The following is a 26,643-nucleotide window of genomic DNA, read 5'->3' as shown; positions in this document are numbered from 1 at the left end:
CCCGCGCACCGGTGACCGTCCGCGTCACCACCCGCGCAACCCGCGCACCGGTGGCCCGCCCGCGCCACCACCCGCGCGCCCCGTGGCCGTCCGCGTCACCGCAGATATTCGGTGTCCTCGCGCGGACCCGGCGAAATAACGTGCCCGGCATGACCGACACCCAGCACAGCTGCGATGACGCCCCGGACGACGTCCGTGGGCACGGCGGCGGCCGCCGGGCCGACGGTGATGTCGCCGCCGACGACCAGTCGCCCCGCCCGCCCCGGCTGTCCCGGCTCACCTTCCACGGTCCCCTCTCCGAGGCGCGGGCCGGCCGGATGGTGGCCCGGCTCGCCCGGACGGCACCCGCCACCGTGCTCGACATCGGCTGCGGGTGGGGTGAGTTGCTGCTCCGGGTGCTGGCCGCCGTACCGGACGCCCGTGGCGTCGGGCTCGACCTCCGCGGCGAGGACCTGGCGCGCGGGCGGCGCAACGCCGCGGCGCGGGGGCTCGCGCACCGGGTCGAGTTCATCGAGGAGTCGGCCACGGGGACCGGGCGCGGGCCCGCCGACCTGGTGCTGTGTCTGGGCGCCAGCCAGGCGCTGAGCACGGCCGAACCACCCGCGCACACCGTCGAGTCGCTGCGTGAACTGCGCCGACTGGTCGCGGACGACGGCCGGGTCCTGCTCGGCGAGGGCTTCTGGGAGCGGCCCCCGACGTCCGCGGAGCTGTCGGGCATGTGGCCGGACGCCTCGGCCGACGACCACCACAGCCTCGGCCGGCTCCTCGATCTCGCCGTGGCGGCGGGGTTCCGCCCGGAGTGGACGGAGACCGCGAACACCGACGAATGGGACGAGTTCGAGTCGGCCTACCAGGCGGACACCGAGGTGTGGCTCGCCGCCCACCCGGACCATCCGCCGGCGGCCGAGACCCGGGACCGGCTCGACCGGCACCGCGCCCAGTGGATGGCCTACCGGGGCATCCTGGGGATCGCCTATCTCACCCTCGTACCGGTCTGCTGACCCGCGAGGACGTGGACCCCCAGGAAGGAGGGGGCGTATCGGCGCCGCTCCCGCCTAGGAAAGCTTGATCGTGTCGAGCTGACCGCCGGACGGGGACGAGCAGGAGACGGGAGAGTCCGCGGAGGTCTCGCACCGCCAGATGATGTTCTGGGGGTTCCTCACATCGAACGTGAGGGATGCGTTTCCCCGGAACGCGTTCGAACTGTCGGTGATGGAGTAGATGGCCCCCGTCAGGCCGAGGGTCGGCCAGAACAATTGGCCGTTGCCGTTCAAAACTGTTTGAGTGTCCGGGGAAGGGTCGAAGTCACCGATCTTCTGGGCGAGAGTAATCTTGTAAGCAGTGGTTGTGCTGCCCACGCGAAAGAACGGCAATGCCGGATCGGGAAGGCTGACCTCGTCACCCGTGGAATTGATGCTGTGCTGATTTCCGGCAACGTGTCCGCTTCCGTTCAGGACGTCGCGGCAGGCGTTGATGTTGTTGTGACCCGCATTCTGGATGACGCAGGGTCGGGGGCCGTCAGCCGTACTTTCCGCGCGGGCGGACGCCACTCCGGCGGTTGCCGCGACCACTGTCGCGAGAGCCGTCACGCCGGCACCGATCAGTTTCTTCATCGCCCTGCCTCCAACGTTGCTCGGACCTGGAAATACCCTAGGCGGCCCATTGTCCGGAACGGCATGAATAGGCTGACAGAGGGCATGTCCGGCCACTGAATACACAGGAAGCCGCTGCGACGAATTTCATAGGGTTATGAGCTTTGGGGTCATGAGCTTTAGGGTCATTAAATTCGGGGCACGGGGCGTGAGACACGAGTCATGGGTCATGGCGTCGCGTGCATGAAAGACGGGCTGCGCTGTTCACGGCCGGGCGGTCCGGCTCAGGCAGGAACGTGCACCGTCTCCACCCGGCTGGCGACCAGCCGCTCCCGCTCCCGGCGCGCCGCCCGCCTGCGCAGCCGCAGTATCTGACTCAGGCCGACCGCCTGGAGGACGAACACGACCGAGAAGGCGACGGTGAAGTTGTCGTCGGTGGCGTCGAGCAGGACACCGATGGCGAACAGGGTGGTCATCGAGGCCACGAAGCCGCCCATGTTGGTGATCCCGGACGCCGTGCCCTGCCGCTCCGGCGGGTTGGCGGGCCGGGCGAAGTCGAAACCGATCATCGAGGCGGGGCCGCAGGCGCCCAGCACCGTGCACAGCACCACCAACAGCCACATCGGCGCCCGGTCGGCCGGGTAGAGGAGGGTCGCCGCCCAGACGACGGCGGTCGCGGCGACCGTGCCGAGGGCCAGCGGCAGCCGTGCCGCGTGGTGCCGGGCGACGATCTGACCGTAGACCAGCCCGACCACCATGTTGGACAGGACGACGAGGGTCAGCAGTTCACCGGCGGTGGCACGGCTGAGCCCCTGCGCCTCGACGAGGAAGGGCAGGCCCCACAGCAGCAGGAACACCATCGCGGGGAACTGGGTGGTGAAGTGCACCCACAGGCCCAGCCGGGTCCCGGGCTCCTGCCAGGACGCGGCGATCTGGCGGCGCACATAGGCGGAGCCCCGGTGCGGGAAGGGTTCCGGCTCATGACCCTCCGGATGGTCCTTCAGGAACAGCAGCACCAGTACGAAGGCGACGGCGCCGGCCACGGAGCTGCCCGCGAACGCCGCGGTCCAGCCGACGCTGTGCAGCAGCCGGGCGAGTACCAGCGTGGAGACCAGGTTGCCCGCCATCCCGACCAGTCCCGCGAGCTGGGCGACCATGGGACCGCGGCGGGCCGGGAACCAACGGGTACCCAGCCGCAACACGCTGATGAAGGTCATCGCGTCACCGCAGCCGAGCAGTGCGCGCGCGGCGAGCGCGGTGCCGTACGACGGTGACAGGGCGAAGCCCAGCTGGCCCGCCGTGAACAGCACGGCGCCCATGCCCAGCATCTTCTTGGTGCCGAGCCGGTCGACCAGCAGGCCCACGGGTATCTGCATGCCCGCGTAGACGAGGAGTTGGAGGATCGAGAACGTCGACAGGGCGGAGGCGTTCACATGGAAGCGGTCGGCCGCGTCCAGACCGGCGACACCCAGGGACGTACGGAAGATCACGGCGACGAAGTAGACCGTGACACCTATGCACCAGACCGCTATCGCGCGGCGACCGCCGGGCGGGTCGCCCGGGAGGGTGGCGTTGCTCACCGCACCTCACCCCGGGCGAGGTGCGAGACCCAGCTCACATGCCGGTGCACGATCCCGACGGCCGCCTCCGCGTCCCCCGATCGCAGCGCGTCCAGGATCTCCCCGTGCTCGGCGAGGGTCTTGGCGATCCGGTCCGGGTGGGAGTGCAGCACCGCGACGCCCATCCGCAGCTGGCGGTCGCGGAGCTGGTCGTAGAGGCGGGAGAGGATCTCGTTGCCGCCGCTGCGCACGATCTCGGCGTGGAAGTTGCGGTCGGTGAGCGCGGCGGCGGCCAGGTCACCGGCTGCCGCCTGCTCCTTCTGTCGCGTGAGCAGTTCGGACAGCCGCTCGACCAGACCGGGCGGAGCGGGTACGGCCTTGCGCGCCGCGTACTCCTCCACCAGCAGCCGCGTCTCCACGACGTCGGCGATCTCCTGCGCGGAGACGGGCAGCACCAGGGCGCCCTTCTTCGGGTAGAGCCTGATGAGACCTTCCACTTCGAGCCGCAGCAGCGCCTCGCGCACCGGGGTGCGGGAGACCCCGGTGGCCTCGGCCAGTTCGCCCTCGGTGAGCAGTGTGCCGCCCTCGTAGCGGCGTTCGAGGACGCCCTGTTTGACGTGGGCGTAGACGCGGTCGGCGGCGGGAGGCTGTTTCACGGGAGCGGACGGGGCGGGCACTGAAGGCATGCGCACAGAATAGATACATCACGTACGCATGACACGGCCCGTCCACCATGCGGACCATCGCACCGGCCGCACCGCACGTCCCCGTACACCCCGCCCCGGCACACCCGACCCGGCACACCCGACCCGCGGCAACCGACCCGGACGCCGCACCTCGTACGGCCGCACGGTCACGCCTCGTACGGCCGCACGGTCACGCCCCGTACGACCCGGCGGTCACGCCCCGTACGACCCTGGCGCCGCACCCTCGGACGACCTCACGTCACACCCCGTACAGCCGAGCCAGCCCGGCAGCCGCACCCCGAACGGTCCGGCAGCCGCACCCCGAACGGTCCGGCAGCCGCACCCCGAACGGTCCGGGAGCCGCACCCCGAACGGTCCGGGAGCCGCACCCCTGGGAGCCCCGCAGCCGTACCCGGGAGCGCCCGCGGTCACACCTCGACCGCCCGCCACGCACCCCCTCTTCACAGAAACCACTCAAAAATCTCGGCGTCAGGGCACAACCTTCTGTGCCATCGAGGTGTCATACACGTGCGGCCGTTTATTCGCGCCACTCCAATTGGGCCGCATATCAGGCGTATTCACTACAATCGGGGTACCTAACTTGATAAACGGCACCAAGGGCGTCCGCATGCGCAAAGCCGTCGCTGTCGCCGTCACGTCCGGCGCCATGCTTGCCACCGGAGCCCTCACCGCGGCACCCGCACAGGCCGTCACCGCGCCCTCGATCGTGGCCAAGGGCGGCTACATCATGGACAACTCGAACGGCAAGACGCTGCTCAGCAAGACAGCGGACACCAGGCGTTCGACGGGTTCCACCACGAAGATAATGACCGCCAAGGTCGTGCTCGCGCAGTCGAACCTGAACCTGGACGCGAAGGTCACGATCCAGAAGGCGTACAGCGACTACATCGTGTCGAAGAACGCCTCCTCGGCGCACCTGATCGTCGGTGACAAGGTCACCGTGCGCCAGCTGCTGTACGGCCTCATGCTGCCGTCCGGCTGCGACGCCGCCTACGCGCTCGCCGACAAGTTCGGTTCGGGCTCGACGCGGGACGCGCGCGTGAAGTCGTTCATCGGCAAGATGAACTCGTCCGCCAAGAGCCTCGGCCTGACGAACACGCACTTCGACTCGTTCGACGGCATCGGCAGCGGCTCCAACTACTCGACGCCGCGCGATCTGACGAAGCTCGCCAGCAGCGCGATGAAGAACTCCATGTTCCGCACGGTCGTCAAGACGAAGACGTACACGGCGAAGACGGTCACCAAGACCGGCGGAACCCGCACGATGGGAACGTGGACCAACACGAACACGCTGCTCAACAGCTACAGCGGCACGATCGGCGTGAAGACCGGCTCGGGTCCCGAGGCCAAGTACTGCCTGGTCTTCGCGGCCACCCGGAACGGCAAGACGGTCATCGGCACCGTCCTCGCCTCCACCAGCGCCACCCAGCGCAGCACGGACGCCACCAAGCTCCTCAACTACGGTTTCGCCCGGCTGGGCTGATACGCGACCACCGGACATGGGCTGATGCCCGAGGACCGGACGAAGGGGCCCGCCGCCACCAGCGGCGGGCCTTCGTCGTTCCGGAACCGGCCGGACACGTCACACCCGGGAGACCGGCCGGGTCACGCCCAGGAGATCAGGCGCTTCGGCTCCTCCAGGACGGCCGCCACGTCGGCCAGCACCTTGGAGCCCAGTTCGCCGTCGACCAGGCGGTGGTCGAAGCTCAGGGCCAGGGTGGTGACCTGCCGCGGCTTCACCTTGCCCTTGTGGACCCACGGCTGGAGCTTGATCGCGCCGACCGCGAGGATCGCGGACTCACCGGGGTTGAGGATCGGCGTACCGGTGTCGATGCCGAAGACACCGACGTTGGTGATCGTCACCGTGCCGCCCTGCATCGCGGCCGGAGCGGTCCGTCCCTCGCGGGCCGTCGACACCAGCTCGCCGAGCGCCGCCGCCAGCTGCGGAAGGGTCTTGAGGTGCGCGTCCTTGATGTTCGGGACGATCAGACCGCGCGGGGTGGCCGCCGCGATGCCCACGTTCACATAGTGCTTGAGGACGATCTCCTGGGCCGCCTCGTCCCAGATGGCGTTGATGTCGGGGTTGCGCTTGACGGCGACCAGGAGTGCCCTGACGACCAGCAGCAGCGGATTGACCCGCAGCCCCTCGAACTCCTTGTCCTGGCGCAGCTCCTCCACCAGTTTCATCGTGCGGGTCACGTCCACCGTCACGAACTCCGTGACATGCGGTGCCGTGAACGCCGAGCCGACCATGGCCTGCGCGGTCGCCTTGCGCACGCCCTTGACCGGGATGCGGGTCTCGCGTGCGCCGTCGTAGCTCACCACCGGGGCGGCGGTCGGGGCGGGCGCCGTGGGCAGGGGCGCGGCGGCGGGGACGGGGGCGGGGGCGGGTGCCGTGACGGCCACCGCCGCGTGCACGTCCTCGCGGGTGACGACGCCGTCCGGGCCGGTCGGGGTCACCGTCGCGAGGTCGACGCCCAGGTCCCTCGCGAGCTTGCGCACCGGAGGCTTGGCCAGCGGGCGCGGCGGCACGGCGGGCGCGGCAGGCGCGGCGCCGTGGCCGTTCAGTTCGTTCTGGATGGCCTGGGCGGCCGCCTCCTGCGCGACGGTCTCGGTGCCCTTGCGCGGACGGCGCTTGGTGGCGGACGCCGCGACGCCGTAGCCAACGAGGACCGGTTTGCGGGCCGGTTCCTGCGGCTCCGCCTCGGGTGCGGCGGCCTGCTCCGCCTCCTGCGGGGCGGCGGGGGCCGGCACGACCGCACCGCCCGACACGTCCACCGCGATGATCGCGGTGCCCACGTCGACCGTGCTGCCCTCGGGGAAGCGCAGCTCGCGGACCACACCGTCGTAGGGGATGGGGAGTTCGACGGCCGCCTTGGCGGTCTCGACCTCGCACACCACTTGGCCGTCGGTCACCGTGTCACCCGGCTGGACGTACCACTTCAGGATCTCGGCCTCGGTGAGTCCCTCGCCCACGTCGGGCATCTTGAACTCGCGTACGGACGCGTCCGTCATCGTCGTCACGACCCTCTCCTCAGTACGCCAGGGCACGGTCGACGGCGTCGAGCACCCGGTCCAGGTCCGGAAGGTACGACTCCTCCAGGCGCGCCGGCGGATACGGGGAGTGGTAGCCGCCCACGCGCAGGACCGGGGCCTCCAGGTGGTAGAAGCAACGCTCCGTGATCCGGGCGGCGATCTCCGCGCCCGAGCCGAAGAACACCGGCGCCTCGTGCACCACGACCAGCCGGCGGGTCTTCTCGACCGACGCCTGGATCGAGTCGAAGTCCAGGGGGGACACCGAGCGCAGGTCGAGGACCTCCAGGGACTTGCCCTCCTCGGCGGCGGCCGCGGCGGCCTCGTGGCAGAGCTTCACCATCGGCCCGTACGCGGCGAGGGTCAGATCGGTGCCCTCGCGCGCCACACGGGCCTTGTGCAGCGGGTCCGGGATCGCCTCGGTGTTGACCTCGGCCTTCTCCCAGTAGCGCCGCTTGGGCTCGAAGTAGATCACCGGGTCGTCGCTCTGGATGGCCTGCTGGAGCATCCAGTAGGCGTCCGAGGCGTTCGACGGGGAGACGATCTTCAGGCCCGCCACGTGGGCGAACAGGGCCTCGGGGGATTCGGAGTGGTGCTCGACCGCGCCGATGCCGCCGCCGTAGGGGATGCGGACGACGACGGGGAGCTTGACCTTGCCCAGCGAGCGCGCGTGCATCTTCGCGAGCTGCGTGACGATCTGGTCGTAGGCCGGGAAGACGAAGCCGTCGAACTGGATCTCCACCACCGGGCGGTAGCCCCGCAGGGCCAGGCCGATCGCGGTGCCGACGATGCCCGACTCGGCCAGCGGGGTGTCGATGACGCGGCTCTCGCCGAAGTCCTTCTGCAAGCCGTCGGTGACCCGGAAGACACCGCCGAGCTTGCCGACGTCCTCGCCCATGACGATGACCTTGGGGTCCGCCTCCAGGGCGCGGCGCAGCGACTCGTTGATCGCCTTGGCCAGCGGCACGTTCCTGGTGGCCGTGGTCTCCACTGCCATGATCAGACCCCCTCTGAGTCCGCGAACGACGCCTGGTAGGCGGCGAACTGGGCTCGCTCCTCGTCGACGAGCGCATGCCCGTCCGCGTACACGTTCTCGAAGATGGCGAAGGTGTCCGGGTCCGGCATGGCACGGACCACTTCGCGTACTCGTTTGCCCAACGCTTCGCTCTCCGCGTCGAGTTCCGTGAAGAATCCCTCGTCCGCGTGGTTTGAAGCCTCCAGATAGCGGCGAAGGCGCAGGATCGGGTCCTTCGCCTCCCACGCGGCGCGCTCGTCGTCGTGCCGGTAGCGGGTCGGGTCGTCGGAGGTGGTGTGGGCACCCATCCGGTAGGTGTACGCCTCGACCAGCGTCGGGCCCTCGCCGTTGCGGGCGCGCTCCAGCGCCCACCGGGTGACCGCGAGGCAGGCCAGCACGTCGTTGCCGTCCACCCGGATGCCCGGGAAGCCGTAGCCCTGGGCGCGTTGGTAGAGCGGGACGCGGGTCTGCTTCTCGGTCGGCTCGGAGATCGCCCACTGGTTGTTCTGGCAGAAGAACACCACCGGGGCGTTGTAGACCGCGGCGAAGGTGAACGACTCGGCCACGTCGCCCTGGCTGGAGGCGCCGTCGCCGAAGTAGGCGATCACCGCGCTGTCCGCGCCGTCCTTGGCGACGCCCATCGCGTAGCCGGTGGCGTGCAGGGTCTGGGAGCCGATGACGATGGTGTAGAGGTGGAAGTTGTTGCTGTTCGGGTCCCAGCCGCCGTTGTTGACGCCGCGGAACATGCCGAGCAGGTTGGTCGGATCGACGCCGCGGCACCAGGCCACGCCGTGCTCGCGGTAGGTCGGGAAGACGTAGTCCGCCGGCCGGGTGGCCCGGCCGGAGCCGATCTGGGCGGCCTCCTGGCCCAGCAGCGAGGCCCACAGTCCCAGTTCGCCCTGGCGCTGGAGGGCGGTGGCCTCGGCGTCGAAGCGGCGGGTGAGGACCATGTCGCGGTAGAGGCCGCGCAGCTCCTCGGGGGTGATGTCGGCCACGTACCCGGCGAATTCCGCGCTCTTGGCGTTCTTCGCGTTCTGGGCGTTCTTCGCGAACTTGACGCGCTTGCCCTCGGGGGTCAGCAGCTGTACCAGCTCGGGATCGGTGCTCTGCTGCGCGGGGGTGCCGGCGGTTCGGGTGGCGCCGGCGGTTCGGGTGGCGCCGGTGGTGCCGGCCTTGCGTGCGGCGCTGCGTCGCGGCTTGCGCGCGGCACTGCTGTCCACGGTCACGTGTTGCTCCTCCGTCGGTCCGGCTCCCGGGGTTGCCGGGTAACCAGTGCGGCTCACCGATTCCAGACCACCGGGCACGGGGTGGGTGCCGCTCGGCCGGGAACAGGCGGGACAGGTGCCCCGGCGAGCGCCCTGCAAAAGTCACGTTACCCAGTGCGCCACATATCTGTGAAACCCCTCCTGACCTGCGTTTTTGCTTGGATATCCAAGTAAATCGGCGCGGACTGGAAGGGCGCTGGTCACAGCCTTGCAGGAGGCCGGAGCAACGGCACGTTATCCCGGCCACCCGGCCCACGGGAAGACTTCGTGTGTGAGACTGATCCCGTGCGCGAAGAGGGAAAAATCAGGGTATTTCTCTTGGACGATCATGAGGTCGTCCGCCGCGGGGTGCACGAACTGCTCTCGGCCGAGGACGACATCGAGGTGGTCGGCGAGGCCGGCACGGCGGCCGACGCGCCGGCGCGGATCGCGGTCACCCGGCCCGACGTGGCGGTCCTCGACGTGCGACTCCCGGACGGCAGCGGTGTCGAGGTGTGCCGCGAGATCCGGTCCCGGGACGAATCCGTCCACTGCCTGATGCTGACCTCGTTCGCCGACGACGAGGCCCTGTTCGACGCGATCATGGCGGGCGCCTCCGGATACGTCCTCAAGGCGATCCGCGGCCATGAGCTGCCGGCCGCCGTGCGGGACGTCGCCGCGGGGAAGTCCCTGCTGGACCCGGTCGCCACCGCACGGGTCCTGGAGCGGCTGCGCGGCGGCGGCACGGCCCGCGCCGACGACCGGCTCGCCCGCCTGACCGACCAGGAGCGCCGCATCCTCGACCTGATCGGCGAGGGTCTCACCAACCGCCAGATCGGCGAGCGGCTGCACCTGGCCGAGAAGACGATCAAGAACTATGTGTCGAGCCTGCTCGCCAAGCTCGGCATGCGCCGACGCTCCCAGGCCGCCGCGTACGTGGCCCGGATGCAGGCACAAAGAAACTGACATCCGCCCGCCGGTCATCCGCGCGCGGGACGCCCGCACGTACGGAGAACGTCACTTCGAGCACGTACTGTGAACGAATGCGACTGCGTGTGACAAGGCCCAGCTCACCGGCCCTTTTTGTGCCCTAGCATCTGGCGCGTGCCGCGCTCATGTGTACCACCCCTCGTGTCCCACGCGCCCCCGCTGGGCGCCCTGCTGCGCCTGTACTCCGCCGGTTCGGCCCTCACCTGCGAGCCCGTCGACCAGGGCCTCCTCAACCGCGGCTACCGCCTGCGCACCACCCGCGGCCGCTACTTCCTCAAGCACCACTTCGACCCCGACACCGCCGACCCGGCCGCCATCGAGCGCCGGCACCGGGCCACCCAGCGCCTGGCCGACCTCGGCGTCCCGGTCGCCCCGCCGCTCGCCCACCGCGAGGGCCGCACGGTCGCCGTGGTCGGCGGCCACGCCTACGCCCTGCACCCCTGGATCGACGGCAGGCACCGGCACGGCGGCCAGCTCACCCGCGGCCAGTGCACCCGGCTCGGGGCGCTCCTCGGCGCCGTACACGCCTGCCTGGAGCGCGTGATGCCGCCCAAGGCGGGCACCCGGCCCGCCACCAGCCCGCATCCGGTGGAGAGCGCCGACCCCGCCGCCACCTTCAGCCTCATCGACGACCTGCTCGCCCAGGTGCGCCGCCACCGCCCGTCCGACGCCTTCGACGAACTGGCCAGGCACCGCCTCCTGGAGCGGCGCGCGCTGCTCGAACAGCACGCCGACCGGCGACCGCCGCGCGGCGGCTCGGTGGGCTGGGTGCACGGCGACTTCCATCCGTTCAACCTGCTCTACAAGGGGGACGCGCCCGCCGCGATCGTCGACTGGGACCGGCTCGGCGTGCAGCCCCGCGCCGAGGAGGCCGTCCGCGCCGCGGCGATCTTCTTCGTCCGGCCCGCGGGCACCCTGGATCTGCCGAAGGTGCGGGCCTACGCGCGCGCGTACCGGCGCGCGGCCGGGGCCACGCCCTCGCAGCTCGCCGCGGCCGTGCACCGCGTGTGGTGGGAGAGGCTCAACGACTTCTGGATGCTGCGCTGGCACTACGAGCGCGGCGACACCCGCGCCGACCCCCAGTTCCCGGCCGCCTCGGCGCTGGCGGTGTGGTGGACACGGGAGTACGACGCCGTGTGCGACGCCTTCGTGGCATGAGCGGAATCCGACGCCGCGCGGACGAGGACGCCGCGAACCCCGCCGGCCCGGCGAACCCGGCGAGCGCTACGCGCGCGTGGAGCGTCGTTCCGCTCTCACGCGCGCGGGAAGGCCGCCCGGAACGGCGCGGCCGACGCGGACGCGACGGCACGCCCGGCACCCGGGACGTTCGCCTTTCAGGGACCCCCGCCGGGCAGACCGGCGGTGTCCCCCTCCGTCGTGCCGCCCGGGTCGGTCGCCGTCTCCGACGGCTCCGACTGCGTCGGGGTCCCCGGGTTCGTCGGCTGCTGGCTGGTCTGCTGGTTCGTGGGCGGCGGGCTCGATTCGCCGCTCGTGCTCTCGGACGGGCTGAACGTCGGTGTGGACGGCGGGGAGTAGCCGGAACCGCTGCCCGAGTCGGTCGAGTCGTTCGTAGGAGCGCCGCCCGTCTGGTCGGTCGCCTCCTCGCTCGGCCCCTTGCTGGCCGACTCGTGCTCAGTGGTCGGCGAGGTGGTCGGCGACTGCGTGGTGTCCGTGCCGCCCTGACCGCCGCCGCCGGAGTGGTTCATCGCCAGCGCCACGCCCGCCGCGATGGCGATCACCGCGAGCACGGCCAGGATCCACAGCTTGCCCCGGCCGCTGCCCTTGTTGCCGTGCCCTTCGAAACCGCCCTCGTCGCCGTTTCCGTACCCGGTGGGCAGGATCGGCTGCGGGATCTGCGCGGTGCCTGCGCCGTACTGGCCGGGGTGCTGCATCGCGGTCGTGCCCGCGAAGCCGCCCGGCGGGGTGTGCCGGCCCTCGTGCAGCTCCACCGGGCCGGTGTTCCAGGTGCCCGTGTGGCTGCCCTGCTCGTACAGCATCTGCAGGCCGTACTGAATCAGTCCGCGCATCTCCTCGGCCGTCTGGAAACGGTCGTCCGGCTCCTTGGCCAGCGAACGCACCACCAGGCCGTCCAGCTCCGGCGGCGAGCCGGCGGTGATCTGTGACGGGGGCGTCGGCAGGTCCTGGACGTGCTGGTAGACCACCGAGAGCGGGGTCTCGCCGACGAACGGGGGCCGCAGCGCGAGGAGTTCGTACAGCAGGCAGCCGGTCGCGTACAGGTCGGAGCGGTGGTCGACCGCCTTGCCGAGCGCCTGCTCCGGCGACAGGTACTGCGGAGTGCCCATGACCATGCCGGTCTGCGTCATCGTCGTCGACGCACCGTGCAGGGCGCGGGCGATGCCGAAGTCCATCACCTTGACGGCGCCGTTGTCGGTGATGATGACGTTGGCCGGTTTGATGTCGCGGTGCACGATGCCGTGCTGGTGAGAGTAGGCCAGCGCCTCCAGGACCCCGGAGACGATGATCAGGGCCTGCTCGGGACCGGGCGCCTCGGCGCTGATCAGCAGGTCGCGGATGGTGCGGCCCTCGACCAGCTCCATCACGATGTACGGCACGGACTGGCCGCCCACGGCGTCCTCGCCGGAGTCGTACACGGCGACGATCGCGTGGTGGTTGAGCCCGGCCACCGACTGCGCCTCGCGCGTGAAACGGGCCTTGGAGACCGGGTCCTCGGCCAGGTCGGAGCGGAGCAGCTTGACCGCGACGGTGCGCCCGAGGCGCACGTCCTCGGCGGCGAACACCTCGGCCATGCCGCCCCGCCCGAGTCTGTGGGTCAACCGGTACCGGCCATCGCCGACGAGCCCTCCGTTGCCCCACATCTCCGGCGCGTCTGACATGCCGCCGCCAGTCGCCTCGGGGTCGGACGGGCCCTGGGCGCTGTGCGTCTGTGCCATCGGTCCTCGCCGTCGTTTCTGCCCGCGGTGCGCGCGGTGTTGTCACGGTCTCCGTCGGCCACGCTACAGCCTCCGCGCATGCCTCCGGCCCCGGACCGATGCCCCGACCGGCCCGAAGACGGACCGGCCATGAAACCGGTTGACCATACCGTCGTGCAAATTCCGTGCGCCGGTCGTACAACTGCGGTAACGCTTCCGCGACGCTTCTTTCGCTTACGGTCACGGAACGGGCACCGACCTTGACGTGTCAGTGCCCTTCGGCAGACTTGGCCGCGCATGGCACATTCGATCAACGGGGCGCCCGACGGCGCGGTGGGGGACGCGGAAAGATGAGCCAGGACGGCCCGCAGGGCCGGTATGCGGGGCGGGCCCTGGCCGGCGGCCGCTACCAGCTGCGCGACCTGCTCGGCCAGGGCGGCATGGCCTCCGTGCACCTCGCGTACGACACCGTGCTGGACCGCCAGGTCGCGATCAAGACGCTGCACACCGAACTGGGCCGGGAACCGGCGTTCCGCGAGCGCTTCCGCCGCGAGGCACAGGCCGTGGCGAAGCTCACGCACACCAACGTCGTCTCCGTCTTCGACACCGGCGAGGACGACGTGGACGGCGTGACCACGCCGTACATCGTCATGGAGTACGTCGAGGGCCGCCCGCTGGGATCGGTGCTGGAGGAGGACGTACGGCGGCAGGGCGCGATGCCCACCGACAAGGCGCTGAAGGTCACCGCGGACGTGCTGGCGGCGCTGGAGATCAGCCACGAGATGGGACTGGTCCACCGCGACATCAAGCCCGGCAACGTGATGATGACCAAGCGCGGCGTCGTCAAGGTGATGGACTTCGGGATCGCCCGCGCCATGCAGTCCGGCGTCACCTCCATGACGCAGACCGGCATGGTCGTCGGCACCCCGCAGTACCTCTCCCCCGAGCAGGCGCTGGGCCGCGCGGTGGACGCCCGCTCCGACCTGTACTCGGTCGGCATCATGCTGTTCCAACTGGTCACCGGGCGGCTGCCGTTCGACGCGGACTCGCCGCTCGCGATCGCGTACGCTCACGTGCAGGAGGAACCGCCCGTCCCCTCCACGGTCAACCGCGCGCTGCCGCCCGCGGTGGACGCGCTGGTCTCCCGCGCGCTGAGGAAGAACCCCAACGAACGCTTCCCGACCGCCGAGTCCATGCGCGACGAGTGCCTGCGGGTCGCCGTGTCCTGCCAGGCGGCCCCGCCGAGCATCGTCCCGGGGACCCCGCCGCAGAGCGGCGCCGGTGTCGGCTCCGCGGTGTTCCCGCCCGTCGACCGGACGGCCCCGGCGCCCCCCGGCCCGGTGCAGACGCCCTATCAGCCGGCCCCCGCACCGAACCCGTACGGCGGTGCCCCGGCCCCCTCCCCGGCGTACGGCCACCCGCAGCAGGGCGGCTACCCGGCGCCCGCTCCGCCCGGGTACGGCCGGCAGGCTTACCCGACCCCGCCGCCGTACGACCTGGCGCCGCCGTCCGTGCACCCGTCACCGGGTCCGGACGGCGGCAAGGGGAACAGACCGGTGGTCATCGGCTCGATCGCGGTGTCAATCGTCGCGGTCGTCGCCCTGGTCGTCGCGCTGATACTGAACAACGGGAGCGGTGACGACGCCGCTGCCAAGGGCGGGGGCACCAGCGCCTCGGTCTCCGGGTCGCAGGCGGTGGGCCACCGCGGCCCGGACCCGTCGAAGACGATCGACGCGACCGAGTGCTCGGAACCGCGGGAGTCCTACACGGACCCGGACAAGATCCAGGTGCCCAGCTTCAAGTTCAAGTACGTCAAGTCGGTCAAAGCCTGCTTCCAGAGCGCGGGCTGGAAGATGCAGGAGATCGAGGTCGACGAGAACACCTACGGCGAGGGCACGGTCATGGACCAGTTCCCCGCCGCCGGCACGGACGTCGACCCGGGAGACATGCCGACGATCCAGCTCAAGATCTCCACGGGCGATCCGGCGACCGGCTGAGGCCCGCAGTCCGCAGTCCGCAGTCCGCAGTCCGCAGTCCGCAGTCCGCAGTCCGGCAGAACGTACGGGCCCGTGCGAGCCGGTACGAGCCGGTACAGGTCGAGGGCCCGGCGACGTGCCGCCGGGCCCTTCGCGGAGCGGTGGTCTACAGGTACGGTCCGCCCGCACGGCCGCCCGGCTGTTTGTCCTCGGCGCCGTCGTGACCGCCCACGCCCGGCGGCAGCGCCCGGCGCATCTGCTCCAGCTGGGCGCGAGCGGCCATCTGCTGGGCGAACAGCGTCGTCTGGATCCCGTGGAAAAGACCTTCGAGCCAGCCCACCAGCTGGGCCTGCGCGATGCGCAGTTCGGCGTCGCTGGGCGTCGCCCCGTCGGTGAAGGGGAGGGAGAGCCGCTCCAGCTCCTCGACCAGCTCCGGGGCGAGACCGTCCTCCAGCTCCTTCACCGAGCTGCGGTGGATCTCCTTGAGCCGGGCACGGCTCGCCTCGTCCAGGGGAGCGACGCGCACCTCTTCGAGCAGTTGCTTGATCATGCTCCCGATCCGCATGACCTTGGCGGGCTGCTCGACCTGCTCCGTCACCGGGATCTCGCGCGAGTCGTCGTCTCCGCCGCCACCGAGCGCCATGCCGTCCTGGCCCACGACCAGGATCTGGGGGTTCTCGGGCGACCTTTCGTTCCTCGGCATCTCCATACGGCCATTCTCTCGCACACCCGCATCGCACCGCCCTGTGCCCCCTGATCTGCCCGATCCGCCTTTTAGACCTGTCGGCGGAGTACGGAATGCCAGGAATGACAACACATGTGAGGCTTGACTGTGTTGATCTTGGCAACTGGGTTCCGGGAGGTCACCGACGTGGCTCCATGGCTGCGTTTCACGCTCCGTCTCGCGCGACTGCTGCTGGTGCTGGCGGCGGTCCTGGTGCCGTGCGGCACGGCCACCGCGTACGAACCCGAAGCCGCGCCGTCGGACTCCGCGGCCCCCTCGTCCGCCGCCGCGCCGTCCCCGGCCGGGAGCCGTCCGGGCGAGGCGCGGCCACAGCCGGATCACCCGGACGGGCCCGCGGCCCGCACCGAGGGCAAGGAAGACGCGGACCGCACCGAGGGCAAGGAGGACACGGACCGCACGAACGACGCGGACGGCACCGACGAGGAGATCGGGGAAGGCGAGGGCGAGGGAGACGACGACACCTCGCCGCAGCGGACCGGCCCGCGGACTCCGCAGGAGGACGACGACGGCGACGGTCTCGTGGACCCCACCGGCTCCGAGTCACCCCAGGCAGCCGGTCAGGTCCCGTCCGCCACCCCGTCGGCCGACGCCGCGAACCCGGACCTGGACCGCGACGACCAGGAGACCGCCACCGGGCCCGCCATGCGGCTGCTGCCCCTGGGCAGCGGACTGGTCCTCATCGGCCTGGGCCTCGGCCTAGCCTTCCTGGGGCTACGGGTGCGGCGCGGTTGAGGGGCCGGGTGCGACGGGTCCGGCCTGTTTGAGGGGGGGCCGGGTGCGACGGGTCCGGCCTGTTTGAGGGGGGCGGTTGCGGCGGGCGCGGCCTGGTTGAGGGCCGGGTGCGGCGGGCGCGGCCTGGTTGCGGCGGGTGCGGTCTGGTTGAGGGGCCGAGGGTGGCGCGGCTGAGAGGTCGGGTACGGCGTTGAGGGGGCGGGGTGGCGCGGCGGAGAGGTCGGGTGCGTAAGCGCTGCCGGCTCCGGGCGTGCTGCAACTGCCGACCGGGAGCGTCGCGGCCGGCTTCGGACGCGCCCCCGGTCGGCACGACCTGTGGGCGGGACTCGGCGGGCAAAACCCGGCGGGCGAGACCCTGTGGGCGGGACTCGGCGGGCAAAACCCGGTGGGCACACCCGGCCACGACGCTCCCGGCAGTCGGTCGGACGGTCCCCGCCGCGTACGGCGAGGGCCCGGCGCCCGGGGTTACGGCGTGACCAGCAGCACCTTGCCGATGTGGCCGCTGGCCTCCAGTACCCGGTGGGCCTCGGCGGCCTGCGACATCGGCAGTTCGCAGTCGACGACCGGGCGGACCTGGCCCGAGGCGAACAGCGGCCACACATGCTCGCGTACGGCCGCCACGATGGCCGCCTTCTCGGCGAGCGGGCGGGCCCGCAGCGAGGTCGCGCTGACCGCCGCCCGCTTGGCCAGCAGCGCACCCAGGTTCAGCTCGCCCTTGCTGCCGCCCTGAAGGCCGATCACGGCGAGCCGCCCGTTGACGGCGAGCGCCTGCACATTGCGCTCCAGGTACTTGGCGCCCATGTTGTCGAGGATGACGTCCGCGCCCGCGCCGTCCGTGGCCCGCTCCAGTTCGGCCACGAAGTCCTGCTCGCGGTAGTTGATCAGGATGTCCGCGCCCAGTTCGGCACACCGTTCCAGCTTCTCCTTGCTGCCCGCGGTGACGGCGACCTTGGCGCCCACCGACTTGGCCAGCTGGATCGCCATCGTGCCGATGCCGCTGGACCCGCCGTGCACGAGCAACGTCTCGCCCGGCCGCAGCTGGGCGATCATGAAGACGTTGGACCAGACCGTGCAGACCACCTCGGGCAGCGCGGCGGCCCACTTGAGATCGACGCCCTCGGGGACCGGCAGCAGTTGCCCCACCGGGACGACGACCCGTTCCGCGTAGCCGCCGCCCGCCAGCAGTGCGCACACCTCGTCGCCGACGGCCCAGCCGGTGACGCCGGGCCCGATCGCCGCGATCCGGCCGGAGCACTCCAGACCGGGGTAGGGGGAGGCGCCGGGCGGCGGGTTGTAGAAGCCCTGCCGCTGTAGGACGTCGGCGCGGTTGACGGCCCCCGCCACCACGTCGACCAGCACTTCGCCCTCGCCGGGCGGTGCCGGATCGGGCACCTCGCTCCACACCAGCGCTTCGGGGCCACCAGGTTCGGGAATCGTGATCGCATGCATGCCCCGGACGCTACTCCTCCGCCCTGGGCGAGGTCCCGGACAACATCGGCACGGAAAAAATCCGCTGCGTACGGCGATGAGCCAGCCTCGCGATCGAGCCGGTGACCGGCCGTCCGTCCGACCGACCGGGACCGGTCCTGGACCCGGAGCCCCGGGCTCAGGCCCGGGGCAGGTGGCGGATGCCTGGCGTGACCGGTGCCGTCGGTGATGCTCGGACGATCGTGATCAGACGGTCGGTCAGCTGGAGGGCTCCGAGGGACGGATCGTCGTAGCCGAGCACCCGGTGTCCGCGTACGACGCTCACGACCAGGTCGTCCGTCTGCCGCGGGCTCTTGCCGACCTCGGCCTTGACCACCGGGCGTTCGACGATGTCGAGCCCGATGCCCTGCTGGATGAGGTCCTCCATGACCATGCCCGCGGCGGGACTGAGCACGGACAGGCCAAGCAGCCGGCCGGCCGCGCTGGCGCTGGTGATGACGGCGTCGGCGCCCGACTGCTTGAGCAGCGGCGCGTTCTCCTCCTCGCGCACCGCGGCCACGATCTTGGCGCCGGGGTTGAGCTGCCGGGCGGTCAGCGTGACGAGAACGGACGTGTCGTCGCGCTGCGGGGCGACGATGATCTGCCGGGCCTTGTGCACCTCGGCCCGCTTCAGCACCTCGCTGCGCGTGCCGTCGCCGGCGACGCCCGCGTATCCCTCGGCGGTCGCCGCCTCGACCGCCTTGGAGCTGGGATCGACCACGACGACCTGGTCCTTGTTCAGACCGGTCGCGCAGACGGTCCGAATCGCCGACCGCCCCTTCGTGCCGAAACCGATGACGACGGTGTGATCCCGCAAGGTGGCCCTCCAGCGCTTTCCCGAAAATGCCCCGAGGGCAAAGTGCCCCAAGGGCATGGACAACGGCCTTGTGCAGCACGTCCGTCGAGACGTCAGGGAGAGACCGTCCGGACCGGATCGGACCGGACCGAACCGGTTCGCCCGCCCTTCGAGTCGACGAGAGCCGCGCTGCCGCTGCGGGCGACGCTACCGCCGCCACGGACACCAGGCCCATGGTCCGGCCGCCGACCGCCGACCCCGGCCGACGGCCGGCAACCCGAAACCGCCAACCGCCAACCCGCAACCCGCAACCGGCTCATGTCTGCCCACGGCTGCCCACATGTGACAGGGTCACCCACGTCATGTGGACAGCGGTCGACGCTTCGGCCGGGGCGGCCGAGTATGTTTCTTCCGCTCCTGCACGGAACATGGTCCTCTAGATCCGCGACGTCGACCGCAGAGGAAGCACGGGATGAGTTCTCCCAGGCAGCCAGGATCCGCCCGGGGTCGCCTTCCGATCCTGCGGTCCCTCCGCTACTGGTCACGGGCCGAGGAAGACCAATCCGTCAGATTGCCGGCCGGCGTCACCTCACCGCCCCTCCAACAGGTCCTCCGCCGCTTGGCGATGGCACTCCTGGTGCTCGTCGTCACCACCCTGGTGGTCTGGCTCGACCAGGCCGGATACCGGGACAATGCCGACGGCAACGTCGACCTCATCGACGCCGCGTACTACGCGACCGTCACCCTTTCCACCACCGGCTACGGCGACATCACCCCGGTGACCCACGGCGCCCGCATCACGAACATCTTCGTCATCACGCCCCTGCGCGTGCTGTTCCTCATCATTTTGATCGGTACGACCCTCGAAGTCCTCGCCGAGCGCACCAGGCAGCACGTCCGGATCGAACGGTGGCGCGCACGCACCCGCGGCCATGTCGTCGTGGTCGGCTACGGCACCAAAGGCCGGCATGCCGTGGAGACGCTGCTGGGGCAGGGCACCCCGAAGGACCAGATCGTCGTGGTCGACCCGCAGGAGAAGGCGGTGGACGCCGCCAGCAGCGACGGCCTCTTCTCCGTGCACGGTGACGCCACCCGTACCGACACCCTGCTGAAGGCGGAGTTGCAGAGGGCGGCCCAAGTCATCATCACTCCCCAGCGCGATGACACCGCCGCCCTGGTCACCCTCACGGCACGGCAACTCAACAAACGGGCGGCCATCGTCGTGGCCGTCCGAGAGGACGAGAACGTGCCACTCCTCAAGCAGAGCGGCGCCACCACGGTGATCACCAGCTCCAGTTCCGCCGGAAAGCTGCTCGGAGTGGCCATGTCCAGCCCGCACAGCGCTGACGTCCTGGAAGACCTCATGACGTCCGGCAGCGGACTGGACCTGACCGAGCGGGCGGTGACCTCGAACGAGGTGGGAGTCTCACCACGCCAAAGCCCCGATCTCGTCGTAGCCGTCGTGCGCGGCAAAGAGGTGCTGGACTACGCCGATCCGAGGCTGGAGACCCTTGAGCACGGGGACCGGCTGATCACCATCCAGCGTGCTGTGCCGAGCTACTGACGTGGGTGGGAACCAAGACGAACAAGGTGCGGACGAGGCCGAGCGGGGCAAGGACGAAGGCTGACGGAGCGCGGACGAAGATCGTCAGGCCCTGACGCCGCGGCGTGGACGTTTCACGTGAAACACACCCCGATCCCCGCGGATGCCCACGGCAGGTCGAGCAGTTCCGTCTCCTGGCCCCGTTCCGCCCCGCCCGGCGGCACGACCGCCAGCGCGTCGGCGGCGGCGATACCGCGCAGCATGGCCGGACCGCTGTAATGCAGCGGCATGGCACGGTCGCCGCGCACCACGACGGGGACCAGCCGGGTGTCGTACGGATGCCCGTGCACCGCCTCCCACAAGGGCAGCGCATACGGCTCGGGAGCGGGGTGGACGGCCAGGGTGCGCACCAGGGGCTCGGCCAGGGTGAGCAGGCCCGAGACAGCCGCAAGAGGGTTTCCGGGGAGACCGACGAGGTGCTGGTTCTCCTTGGTGCGGGCCAGCAGCATGGGGTGGCCGGGGCGCACCTTGACCCCGTCGATGAGAAGTTCGGCGCCGATGCGGGCCAGGGTGGGGTGGACATGGTCGACCGGGCCGGCCGCGGTGCCGCCGGTGGTGACCACGAGGTCCGCGTCGGAGAGGGCGATGGCCTTCCGGAGTGCCTGGGCGTCGTCCCCCAGCCGCCGCACGGCGATGACCTCGGCGCCGAGGGCCCGCAGCCAGGGCGGCACCATCGGACCGAGCGCGTCGCGGATCAGACCGTCGTGCGGCAGTCCTTTGGTGAGCAGTTCGTCGCCCAGGACGAACACCTCGGCACGCGGGCGGGGGACGACGGTGACGGTGTCGTATCCGGCGGCGGCCGCGAGGCCCAGGACCGCGGGGGTGATCAGGGTGCCGACGGGCAGCAGTTGGTCTCCGGTGCGGCACTCCTGGCCGCGTGGGCGGATGTCCTGGCCGTGGCCTACCTCACGTCCGGCGTACAGGCGCCCCTTGGGGTCGGTGCGGCCGTGTTCGGAGCGCAGGACCGCGGTCGTGTCCGCCGGGACGCGGGCGCCGGTCGCGATGCGCACCGCCTCGCCGTCGGTCAGCGGTTCGGGCTGCGCCTGGCCGGCCAGCACGCCCTCGTCCCGGACGGACCAGGGGCCGGGCCCGGCGACCGCCCAGCCGTCCATCGCGGACGTGTCGAAGGAGGGGAGGTCGCTGAGCGCGTCGAGCGGGGCGGCGAGAACCAGGCCGAGGGCACCGGCGAGCGGCACCGAGACCGGGGTGCGGCGGGTGCCGGACCGGGCGGCGCGCGCGGCGATCTCCCGGGCCCGCGGCCAGGGGGTGGCCCGGTGCTCGTGCGTCGGGGCGGGTGCGGGCACCTGGCCTGCGGAGGCGGAGCCGGAGCCGTGGCCGTCGCCGGGTCTGCTGGGTTGCCTGTGCTCCCTCACGAGGGCGAGCGCCTCCTCGACGTCGAGGTCGTCCATGTCCTCGGTGGGCCCGTCGGCCCGGATGCCGCGGGCCGTCATCCGGTGTGCGAGCCCGGATCGGGCTGGTCGGCGGGGCGTGGTGCCTCGGCCCGCGCGACGTCGTTCCGTTCCGCCGGTTCGGCTGCCCGCGCGGCCTCCGACTGCTCGGCCTCTTCCTCCCAGCGCAGCGCCAGCGCGGCGGCCTTGCGGGCGGCGTCGGCGACCGCCTCGGGGCCGCCCTTGCCCTGGGCGGCGGCGTAGCCGACGAGGAAGGTGGTCAGCGGGGCGGCGGGGCGGGCCACCCCGTGGGCGGCGTCACGGGCCAGGTCGAGCAGTACGCCGGTGTCGACGTCCAGGTCGATGCCCAGCTCGTCCTTGACTGCGGAGATCCATTCATCCAACACGTGCCCATGCTCCCTGATCCGTGCCCTGGCGGTGGCGATGTCGTCCCAGGTGTCGCAGTCGAAGGACGCGAGCGGGTCCGGGACGCGGGTGAGGTCGAGCGCGCCGGTGAGCCTGCGCAGCGGCAGCCCGGTGAGGCTGCCGTGCGCGTCGGCGAGCGCCGCGAGTCCGCGGCGCAGCGCGCTCGTGCGGTACGCGGCCACGAGCGGCTGGTCGCGGCCGTCCACGTCGGTGACCAGCGCCCCCTCGGTGCCACGGGACACGAGTGCGTTCAGCAGTCCGCCCACCGTGGCCGCTGCGAGGAACGGCAGGTCGGCGGAGAGGACGACCGCGTACTCCGCCTCGGTGTGCCGCAGCCCGGCGTCGAGCGCGGCGACCGGTCCGGCGCCCGGGGGTTCCTCGCGCACCCAGCGCACGGGGCGCGCGGTGGGGCGGGGGTCGGCCACGACGACGGTCGTGCGGGCCGTGACGCAAGCGGCCAGCACCCGGTCGAGCAGGGGCCGCCCGCCGACCCGCAGGCCGGGTTTGTCGACCCCGCCGAGCCGCCGGGCGGCGCCGCCCGCCAGGACGACGGCGTCGTACGGCACTGTCGTCGCGGCGGCGGGGGCGTTGTCGGTCACCCTCCGAGTATGCGTGCCGCGCTGATCACAGGGAACCGATCCGGGCGGACGTGATCCGCGGGGAACGTCTGGGGGCTTGCGCGGGGGCGGCCGGGGGTGCCGCCTGGATCACCGCATGATCACAGCGTCCGCAGCAGCACCGCCGGCTGTTCCACGCAGTCCGCGACATACCGCAGGAAGCCGCCCGCGGTGCCGCCGTCGCACACCCGGTGGTCGAAGGTGAACGAGAGCTGGACGACCTGCCGCACGGCCAGCTCGCCCTCGTGCACCCAGGGCTTGGCGGCGATACGGCCGACGCCCAGCATGGCCGCCTCGGGGTGGTTGATGATCGGTGTGGAGCCGTCGACGCCGAACACTCCGTAGTTGTTCAGCGTGAAGGTGCCGCCGGTCAGCTCCCCGGGGGTCAGCGTGCCGGAACGGGCGGCCTCGGTCAGCCGGGCGAATTCCGCCGTCAGTCCCTCGGCGTCCCGCGCGTGCGCGTCGCGTACGACGGGCACGACCAGGCCGCGCTCGGTCTGTGCGGCGAATCCGAGGTGGACGCGGTCGAGCCGGACGATCTCCCGGGCCTCGGCGTCGACGGTGGAGTTCAGCTCGGGGAACCGGGCCAGGGCGGCGGTGCAGATCCGGGCGAGGAGCGCGAGGAGGGAGATCTTCGGCCCGCCCGCCGCGTTCATCGCCGCCCGCGCGCCGAGGAGTTCGGTCGCGTCCGCGTCCACCCAGCAGGTCGCGTCCGGGATCTCCCGGCGACTGCGGGACAGCTTGTCGGCGACGGTTGCGCGCATGCCCTTGAGAGGGATGCGGGTGGCCGCGGCGGCCGCCGCCGGGGCAGGCCCGGTCGCCCCCGGAGCGACCGGAGCGGGGACAGGTCCGGTGCCCGGTGCGGCCGACACCGGGGCGGCTGCGGCGGCCGGGGCGCTCGGGGCCGAGGTGGGCAGGCCGGCCGTCACATCCGCGGTGGGCGTGCCACCCGCCGCGGCGGCGCGGAGCGCCTGCTCGACGTCCGCCCGCAGGATCAGCCCGTCGGGACCGGAGCCGGTCAGCCGGCGCAGATCCACCCCGTTGTCCCGGGCGAGCCGGCGGACCAGGGGGGAGATCACGGGTACGGGGCCCTCGGCGGGCCGTACGGCACCGCGCACGGGTGCCGTGGCCACCGCACCGGTACCGGCAGCCGTCGTGGACACCGCCGCGCCGGGCGCCGACCGTACCCGGCGCCGCCGCGCCGGAGGCGCCCCCGTGCCGTAGCCGACCAGGACGTTTCCCGAGCCCTCCGACTCGCCGCCCGGAGTGTCGGTGGAGGTAGACCCCACCGCGACCATCAGCAACGGCGACCCCACGGGCAGTTCGGCACCCTCCTCGCCGAAGCGGGCCGTGACCACGCCGCCGTACGGGCACGGCACCTCGACCATCGCCTTGGCCGTCTCGACCTCGACGACCGGCTGGTCGACGACGACCACGTCACCGACCTCGACCAGCCAGCGGACGACCTCCGCCTCGGTCAGCCCCTCCCCGAGGTCGGGGAGCTTGAACTCCAGCACCTGTGCCATCAGCCTTCGGCCTCCCATTGCAGCCGTGCCACGGCGTCCAGGATCCGGTCGACACCGGGCAGGTGGTACCGCTCCAGCATCGGCGGCGGATACGGGATGTCGAACCCGGCCACGCGCAGCACCGGCGCCTCCAGATGGTGGAAGCAGCGCTCGGTGACCCGCGCCGCGATCTCCCCGCCCGGCCCGCCGTACCCGCCCGACTCGTGCACCACGACCGCGCGCCCGGTCCGCCGGACCGAGGCGCAGACCGTCTCGTCGTCGAACGGCGCCAGCGAGCGCAGGTCGACGACTTCGAGGTCCCAGCCCTCCGCCCGCGCCGCCTCCGCGGCCTCCAGGCAGACCGGCACGGACGGCCCGTACGTGATCAGCGTGGCGGTGCGGCCGGAGCGGCGCACCACCGCGCGGCCCAGTGGTTCGACGGCCGTGGGCCGCTCCGGGTTCCAGGTGGCCTTGGCCCAGTACAGCCGCTTGGGTTCGAGGAAGACGACCGGGTCGTCGGAGGCGATGGCGGCGCGCAGCAGCCCGTAGGCGTCGGCGACGGTGGCGGGCGTGACGACATGGAGCCCCGGAGTCGCCATGTAGTACGCCTCGGAGGAGTCGCTGTGGTGCTCGACCCCGCCGATGCCGCCGCCGTAGGGGATGCGGACGGTGATCGGCAGGGGCATCGCCCCGCGGGTGCGGTTGCGCATCCGGGCCACATGGCTGACGAGCTGTTCGAACGCCGGGTAGGCGAAGGCGTCGAACTGCATCTCCACGACCGGACGCAGCCCGTACATCGCCATGCCGACGGCCGCGCCGAGGATGCCGGCCTCGGCCAGCGGGGTGTCCGTGCAGCGCTCGTCGCCGAACTCCCGGGCGAGCCCGTCGGTGACCCGGAAAACTCCGCCGAGCGTGCCGACGTCCTCGCCCATGACGTGCACGGCGGGGTCGGCGGCCATCGCGTCGCGCAACGCGCGCGTGAGGGCCTGCGCCATGGTGGCGGGTTTGACCGCGACGGTGGTCATCGGTCACCGCCTTCCGGCCCTGCGACCGTCCCGGTGCCCGCCTCGGCGTCCAGTTCGGCCCGCAGGAGGGCCTGCTGCTCGCGCAGTTGCGGGGTGGGCGTCGCGTGGACGTGGGCGAACAGGTCCATGGGGTCGAGCGCGGGGTCCTGGTTCATGCGCTCGCGCAGGTCCGCGGCCATCGCCTCGGCGTCCTCGCGGGCGGCCGTGACACCGTCCTCGTCGAGCAGCCCGCGGCCGGTCAGCTCCCGCTCAAGGAGCAGGACCGGGTCGTGGGCGCGCCATGCCTCGACGTCGGCGTCGCCACGGTAGCGGGTCGCGTCGTCGGCGTTGGTGTGGGCGTCGATGCGGTAGGTGACCGCCTCGACGAGCGTCGGGCCGCCGCCCTCGCGCGCGCGTCGTACGGCGTCGGCGAGGACCTGGTGCACGGCGGCGGCGTCGTTGCCGTCGACCAGCCGGCCCGGCATGCCGTACCCGACGGCCTTGTGGGCCAGGGAGGGCGCGGCGGTCTGCTTGGCGAGCGGGACGGAGATCGCGAAGCCGTTGTTCTGGACCAGGAAGACGACCGGTGCCTGCCAGACGGCGGCGAAGTTCAGCGCCTCGTGGAAGTCGCCCTCGCTGGTGCCGCCGTCGCCGACCATGGCGAGCGCGACCACGTCGTCGCCCTTGAGGCGGGCGGCGTGGGCGAGGCCGACCGCATGCGGCAGCTGGGTGGCGAGCGGGGTGCTCAGCGGGGCCACACGGTGCGCGTAGGGGTCGTAGCCGGTGTGCCAGTCGCCGCGCAGCAGGGTGAGGGCCTCGACGGGGTCGACACCGCGGGCGACGACGGCGAGGGTGTCGCGATAGCTGGGGAAGAGCCAGTCGCGGTCCTCCAGGACCAGCGCGGCGGCGACCTCGCATGCCTCCTGGCCGGTGCTGGAGGGATAGACGGCGAGTCGGCCCTGCTTGGTGAGGGCGGTGGCCTGGGTGTTGTAGCGGCGGCCGCGCACCAGCAGCGCGTACAGCCGAAGGAGCAGTCCGGGATCGGTCCGGGCGGCCGCCTCGGTACCGAGGACGCGGTGGGGCTCGGCGTCGGGCAGCAGCGGTGCGGGGTCCAGACGGGGCTGCCAGGCGGGCGGCGGCGAAGGCCGGTACGCGCCCCGCTGCTCCATGACCGTCATGACGGCACCTCCTCGTGGGAACGGCTACGGGAGGCGTGTCGTCGGTGACCCGCCTCACCTGACGATTGTTCGGTCGCCGACACATTTTGGCTACAGGCGGCTTCAGGCTGTGGACAAACGGTTCTCCACAACTTGCAATGAACGCAGTACGTCCATGCTAGGGAGGCAGGGGGAC

General features: G+C 71.8%; 21 protein-coding genes and 1 pseudogene. 7 read left to right on the top strand and 15 right to left on the bottom strand.

Annotated elements, in window-relative coordinates:
- The first annotated feature begins 149 nt into the window (after positions 1-149).
- Positions 150-1,001, top strand: a complete 852-nt coding sequence (locus ACFC09_RS10115; RefSeq protein ID WP_376525491.1) for an SAM-dependent methyltransferase — start codon at positions 150-152, stop codon at positions 999-1,001.
- Between the two features lie 54 nt (positions 1,002-1,055).
- Here ACFC09_RS10115 and ACFC09_RS10110 read toward each other — a convergent pair whose 3' ends face one another.
- The 3 genes from ACFC09_RS10110 to ACFC09_RS10100 form a co-directional block, all read right to left on the bottom strand.
- Positions 1,056-1,613, bottom strand: coding sequence for a hypothetical protein (locus ACFC09_RS10110; protein WP_376525490.1), 558 nt, complete (start codon positions 1,611-1,613; stop codon positions 1,056-1,058).
- Positions 1,614-1,876: 263 nt separating this feature from the next.
- On the bottom strand, positions 1,877-3,172 hold the full coding sequence (locus tag ACFC09_RS10105; RefSeq protein ID WP_376525488.1) for a nitrate/nitrite transporter: 1,296 nt from the start codon (positions 3,170-3,172) through the stop codon (positions 1,877-1,879).
- Positions 3,169-3,837 carry a GntR family transcriptional regulator gene (locus ACFC09_RS10100; protein ID WP_376525486.1) on the bottom strand — a complete coding sequence of 223 codons (669 nt, stop codon included), beginning with the start codon at positions 3,835-3,837 and terminating at the stop codon, positions 3,169-3,171. The genes ACFC09_RS10105 and ACFC09_RS10100 overlap by 4 nt, the downstream gene beginning before the upstream one ends.
- Positions 3,838-4,465: 628 nt before the next feature.
- On the opposite strand from ACFC09_RS10100, the gene ACFC09_RS10095 reads away from it, so the two are divergent.
- Positions 4,466-5,341, top strand: coding sequence for a D-alanyl-D-alanine carboxypeptidase family protein (locus ACFC09_RS10095; protein WP_376525485.1), 876 nt, complete (start codon positions 4,466-4,468; stop codon positions 5,339-5,341).
- Between the two features lie 122 nt (positions 5,342-5,463).
- Here the strand turns inward: ACFC09_RS10095 and ACFC09_RS10090 are convergent, their stop codons facing one another.
- From ACFC09_RS10090 to pdhA (ACFC09_RS10080), 3 genes are read right to left on the bottom strand one after another with little or no spacing between them, the layout of a single operon-like run.
- Positions 5,464-6,882, bottom strand: a complete 1,419-nt coding sequence (locus tag ACFC09_RS10090; RefSeq protein ID WP_376525483.1) for a dihydrolipoamide acetyltransferase family protein — start codon at positions 6,880-6,882, stop codon at positions 5,464-5,466.
- Between the two features lie 10 nt (positions 6,883-6,892).
- The gene (locus tag ACFC09_RS10085) at positions 6,893-7,888 is read right to left on the bottom strand and encodes an alpha-ketoacid dehydrogenase subunit beta (RefSeq protein WP_376525481.1); all 996 of its coding nucleotides are present in this window, start codon (positions 7,886-7,888) and stop codon (positions 6,893-6,895) included.
- Positions 7,889-7,890: 2 nt separating this feature from the next.
- Positions 7,891-9,132, bottom strand: a complete 1,242-nt coding sequence (gene pdhA / locus ACFC09_RS10080) for a pyruvate dehydrogenase (acetyl-transferring) E1 component subunit alpha (protein WP_376525479.1) — start codon at positions 9,130-9,132, stop codon at positions 7,891-7,893.
- Between the two features lie 324 nt (positions 9,133-9,456).
- On the opposite strand from pdhA (ACFC09_RS10080), the gene ACFC09_RS10075 reads away from it, so the two are divergent.
- Together ACFC09_RS10075 and ACFC09_RS10070 are read left to right on the top strand one after the other, a co-directional pair.
- A complete protein-coding gene (locus tag ACFC09_RS10075; protein WP_376525478.1) occupies positions 9,457-10,116 on the top strand; it encodes a response regulator in 660 nt (219 codons plus the stop codon).
- A gap of 165 nt (positions 10,117-10,281) precedes the next feature.
- Positions 10,282-11,298: a phosphotransferase gene (locus ACFC09_RS10070; RefSeq protein ID WP_376525476.1), complete on the top strand. Its 1,017-nt coding sequence runs from the start codon at positions 10,282-10,284 to the stop codon at positions 11,296-11,298.
- A gap of 176 nt (positions 11,299-11,474) precedes the next feature.
- Here the strand turns inward: ACFC09_RS10070 and ACFC09_RS10065 are convergent, their stop codons facing one another.
- Positions 11,475-13,052 (bottom strand): protein kinase, encoded by a 1,578-nt coding sequence (locus ACFC09_RS10065; protein WP_376525474.1) that lies wholly within the window; start codon positions 13,050-13,052, stop codon positions 11,475-11,477.
- Positions 13,053-13,381: 329 nt separating this feature from the next.
- Here ACFC09_RS10065 and ACFC09_RS10060 point away from each other — a divergent pair, with 329 nt between their 5' ends.
- Entirely contained in the window at positions 13,382-15,028 is a 1,647-nt protein-coding gene (locus tag ACFC09_RS10060) for a protein kinase (protein ID WP_376525472.1), read from the top strand.
- 145 nt (positions 15,029-15,173) lie between these two features.
- Here the strand turns inward: ACFC09_RS10060 and ACFC09_RS10055 are convergent, their stop codons facing one another.
- On the bottom strand, positions 15,174-15,716 hold the full coding sequence (locus tag ACFC09_RS10055; protein ID WP_376525470.1) for a bacterial proteasome activator family protein: 543 nt from the start codon (positions 15,714-15,716) through the stop codon (positions 15,174-15,176).
- A 132-nt stretch (positions 15,717-15,848) separates the two neighbouring features.
- On the opposite strand from ACFC09_RS10055, the gene ACFC09_RS10050 reads away from it, so the two are divergent.
- Entirely contained in the window at positions 15,849-16,484 is a 636-nt protein-coding gene (locus tag ACFC09_RS10050) for a hypothetical protein (RefSeq protein WP_376525469.1), read from the top strand.
- A 465-nt stretch (positions 16,485-16,949) separates the two neighbouring features.
- Here the strand turns inward: ACFC09_RS10050 and ACFC09_RS10045 are convergent, their stop codons facing one another.
- Both ACFC09_RS10045 and ACFC09_RS10040 read right to left on the bottom strand, forming a co-directional pair.
- Positions 16,950-17,933, bottom strand: coding sequence for an NAD(P)H-quinone oxidoreductase (locus ACFC09_RS10045; RefSeq protein WP_376525467.1), 984 nt, complete (start codon positions 17,931-17,933; stop codon positions 16,950-16,952).
- A 157-nt stretch (positions 17,934-18,090) separates the two neighbouring features.
- Positions 18,091-18,783: pseudogene (locus ACFC09_RS10040) on the bottom strand (potassium channel family protein); the annotation flags it as partial.
- A gap of 436 nt (positions 18,784-19,219) precedes the next feature.
- Here ACFC09_RS10040 and ACFC09_RS10035 point away from each other — a divergent pair.
- Complete coding sequence (locus tag ACFC09_RS10035; RefSeq protein ID WP_376525466.1) at positions 19,220-20,311, top strand: potassium channel family protein; 1,092 nt, start codon at positions 19,220-19,222, stop codon at positions 20,309-20,311.
- 113 nt (positions 20,312-20,424) lie between these two features.
- Here ACFC09_RS10035 and ACFC09_RS10030 read toward each other — a convergent pair whose 3' ends face one another.
- The 5 genes from ACFC09_RS10030 to pdhA (ACFC09_RS10010) all read right to left on the bottom strand — a co-directional run bounded on the left by ACFC09_RS10030 (position 20,425) and on the right by pdhA (ACFC09_RS10010) (position 26,468).
- Positions 20,425-21,801, bottom strand: coding sequence for a molybdopterin molybdotransferase MoeA (locus ACFC09_RS10030; protein ID WP_376525464.1), 1,377 nt, complete (start codon positions 21,799-21,801; stop codon positions 20,425-20,427).
- Positions 21,798-22,763, bottom strand: a complete 966-nt coding sequence (locus ACFC09_RS10025) for an NTP transferase domain-containing protein (protein WP_376525463.1) — start codon at positions 22,761-22,763, stop codon at positions 21,798-21,800. Before ACFC09_RS10025 ends, ACFC09_RS10030 begins: the two co-directional genes overlap by 4 nt.
- Positions 22,764-22,882: 119 nt before the next feature.
- Positions 22,883-24,307: a dihydrolipoamide acetyltransferase family protein gene (locus tag ACFC09_RS10020; RefSeq protein ID WP_376525461.1), complete on the bottom strand. Its 1,425-nt coding sequence runs from the start codon at positions 24,305-24,307 to the stop codon at positions 22,883-22,885.
- Positions 24,307-25,311, bottom strand: coding sequence for an alpha-ketoacid dehydrogenase subunit beta (locus ACFC09_RS10015; RefSeq protein WP_376525459.1), 1,005 nt, complete (start codon positions 25,309-25,311; stop codon positions 24,307-24,309). The genes ACFC09_RS10020 and ACFC09_RS10015 overlap by 1 nt, the downstream gene beginning before the upstream one ends.
- The gene (pdhA, locus tag ACFC09_RS10010) at positions 25,308-26,468 is read right to left on the bottom strand and encodes a pyruvate dehydrogenase (acetyl-transferring) E1 component subunit alpha (protein WP_376525458.1); all 1,161 of its coding nucleotides are present in this window, start codon (positions 26,466-26,468) and stop codon (positions 25,308-25,310) included. The genes ACFC09_RS10015 and pdhA (ACFC09_RS10010) overlap by 4 nt, the downstream gene beginning before the upstream one ends.
- Positions 26,469-26,643: the final 175 nt, after the last annotated feature.

Source organism: Streptomyces sp. NPDC056161, assembly GCF_042268025.1.
Taxonomy (GTDB): domain Bacteria; phylum Actinomycetota; class Actinomycetes; order Streptomycetales; family Streptomycetaceae; genus Streptomyces.
The sequence above is the reverse complement of the archived record's forward strand: the minus strand, read 5'-3'. Positions and strand labels throughout refer to the sequence as shown.

What these genes read in the sequence shown, in the direction of transcription:
- ACFC09_RS10115 (WP_376525491.1), top strand. Translation starts at nt 150, where the DNA reads ATGACCGACACCCAGCACAGCTGCGATGACGCCCCGGACGACGTCCGT.
- ACFC09_RS10110 (WP_376525490.1), bottom strand. Translation starts at nt 1,613, where the DNA reads ATGAAGAAACTGATCGGTGCCGGCGTGACGGCTCTCGCGACAGTGGTC.
- ACFC09_RS10100 (WP_376525486.1), bottom strand. Translation starts at nt 3,837, where the DNA reads ATGCCTTCAGTGCCCGCCCCGTCCGCTCCCGTGAAACAGCCTCCCGCC.
- ACFC09_RS10095 (WP_376525485.1), top strand. Translation starts at nt 4,466, where the DNA reads ATGCGCAAAGCCGTCGCTGTCGCCGTCACGTCCGGCGCCATGCTTGCC.
- ACFC09_RS10085 (WP_376525481.1), bottom strand. Translation starts at nt 7,888, where the DNA reads ATGGCAGTGGAGACCACGGCCACCAGGAACGTGCCGCTGGCCAAGGCG.
- ACFC09_RS10065 (WP_376525474.1), bottom strand. Translation starts at nt 13,052, where the DNA reads ATGGCACAGACGCACAGCGCCCAGGGCCCGTCCGACCCCGAGGCGACT.
- ACFC09_RS10060 (WP_376525472.1), top strand. Translation starts at nt 13,382, where the DNA reads ATGAGCCAGGACGGCCCGCAGGGCCGGTATGCGGGGCGGGCCCTGGCC.
- ACFC09_RS10055 (WP_376525470.1), bottom strand. Translation starts at nt 15,716, where the DNA reads ATGGAGATGCCGAGGAACGAAAGGTCGCCCGAGAACCCCCAGATCCTG.
- ACFC09_RS10045 (WP_376525467.1), bottom strand. Translation starts at nt 17,933, where the DNA reads ATGCATGCGATCACGATTCCCGAACCTGGTGGCCCCGAAGCGCTGGTG.
- ACFC09_RS10035 (WP_376525466.1), top strand. Translation starts at nt 19,220, where the DNA reads ATGAGTTCTCCCAGGCAGCCAGGATCCGCCCGGGGTCGCCTTCCGATC.
- ACFC09_RS10030 (WP_376525464.1), bottom strand. Translation starts at nt 21,801, where the DNA reads ATGACGGCCCGCGGCATCCGGGCCGACGGGCCCACCGAGGACATGGAC.
- ACFC09_RS10020 (WP_376525461.1), bottom strand. Translation starts at nt 24,307, where the DNA reads ATGGCACAGGTGCTGGAGTTCAAGCTCCCCGACCTCGGGGAGGGGCTG.
- ACFC09_RS10015 (WP_376525459.1), bottom strand. Translation starts at nt 25,311, where the DNA reads ATGACCACCGTCGCGGTCAAACCCGCCACCATGGCGCAGGCCCTCACG.
- pdhA (WP_376525458.1), bottom strand. Translation starts at nt 26,468, where the DNA reads ATGACGGTCATGGAGCAGCGGGGCGCGTACCGGCCTTCGCCGCCGCCC.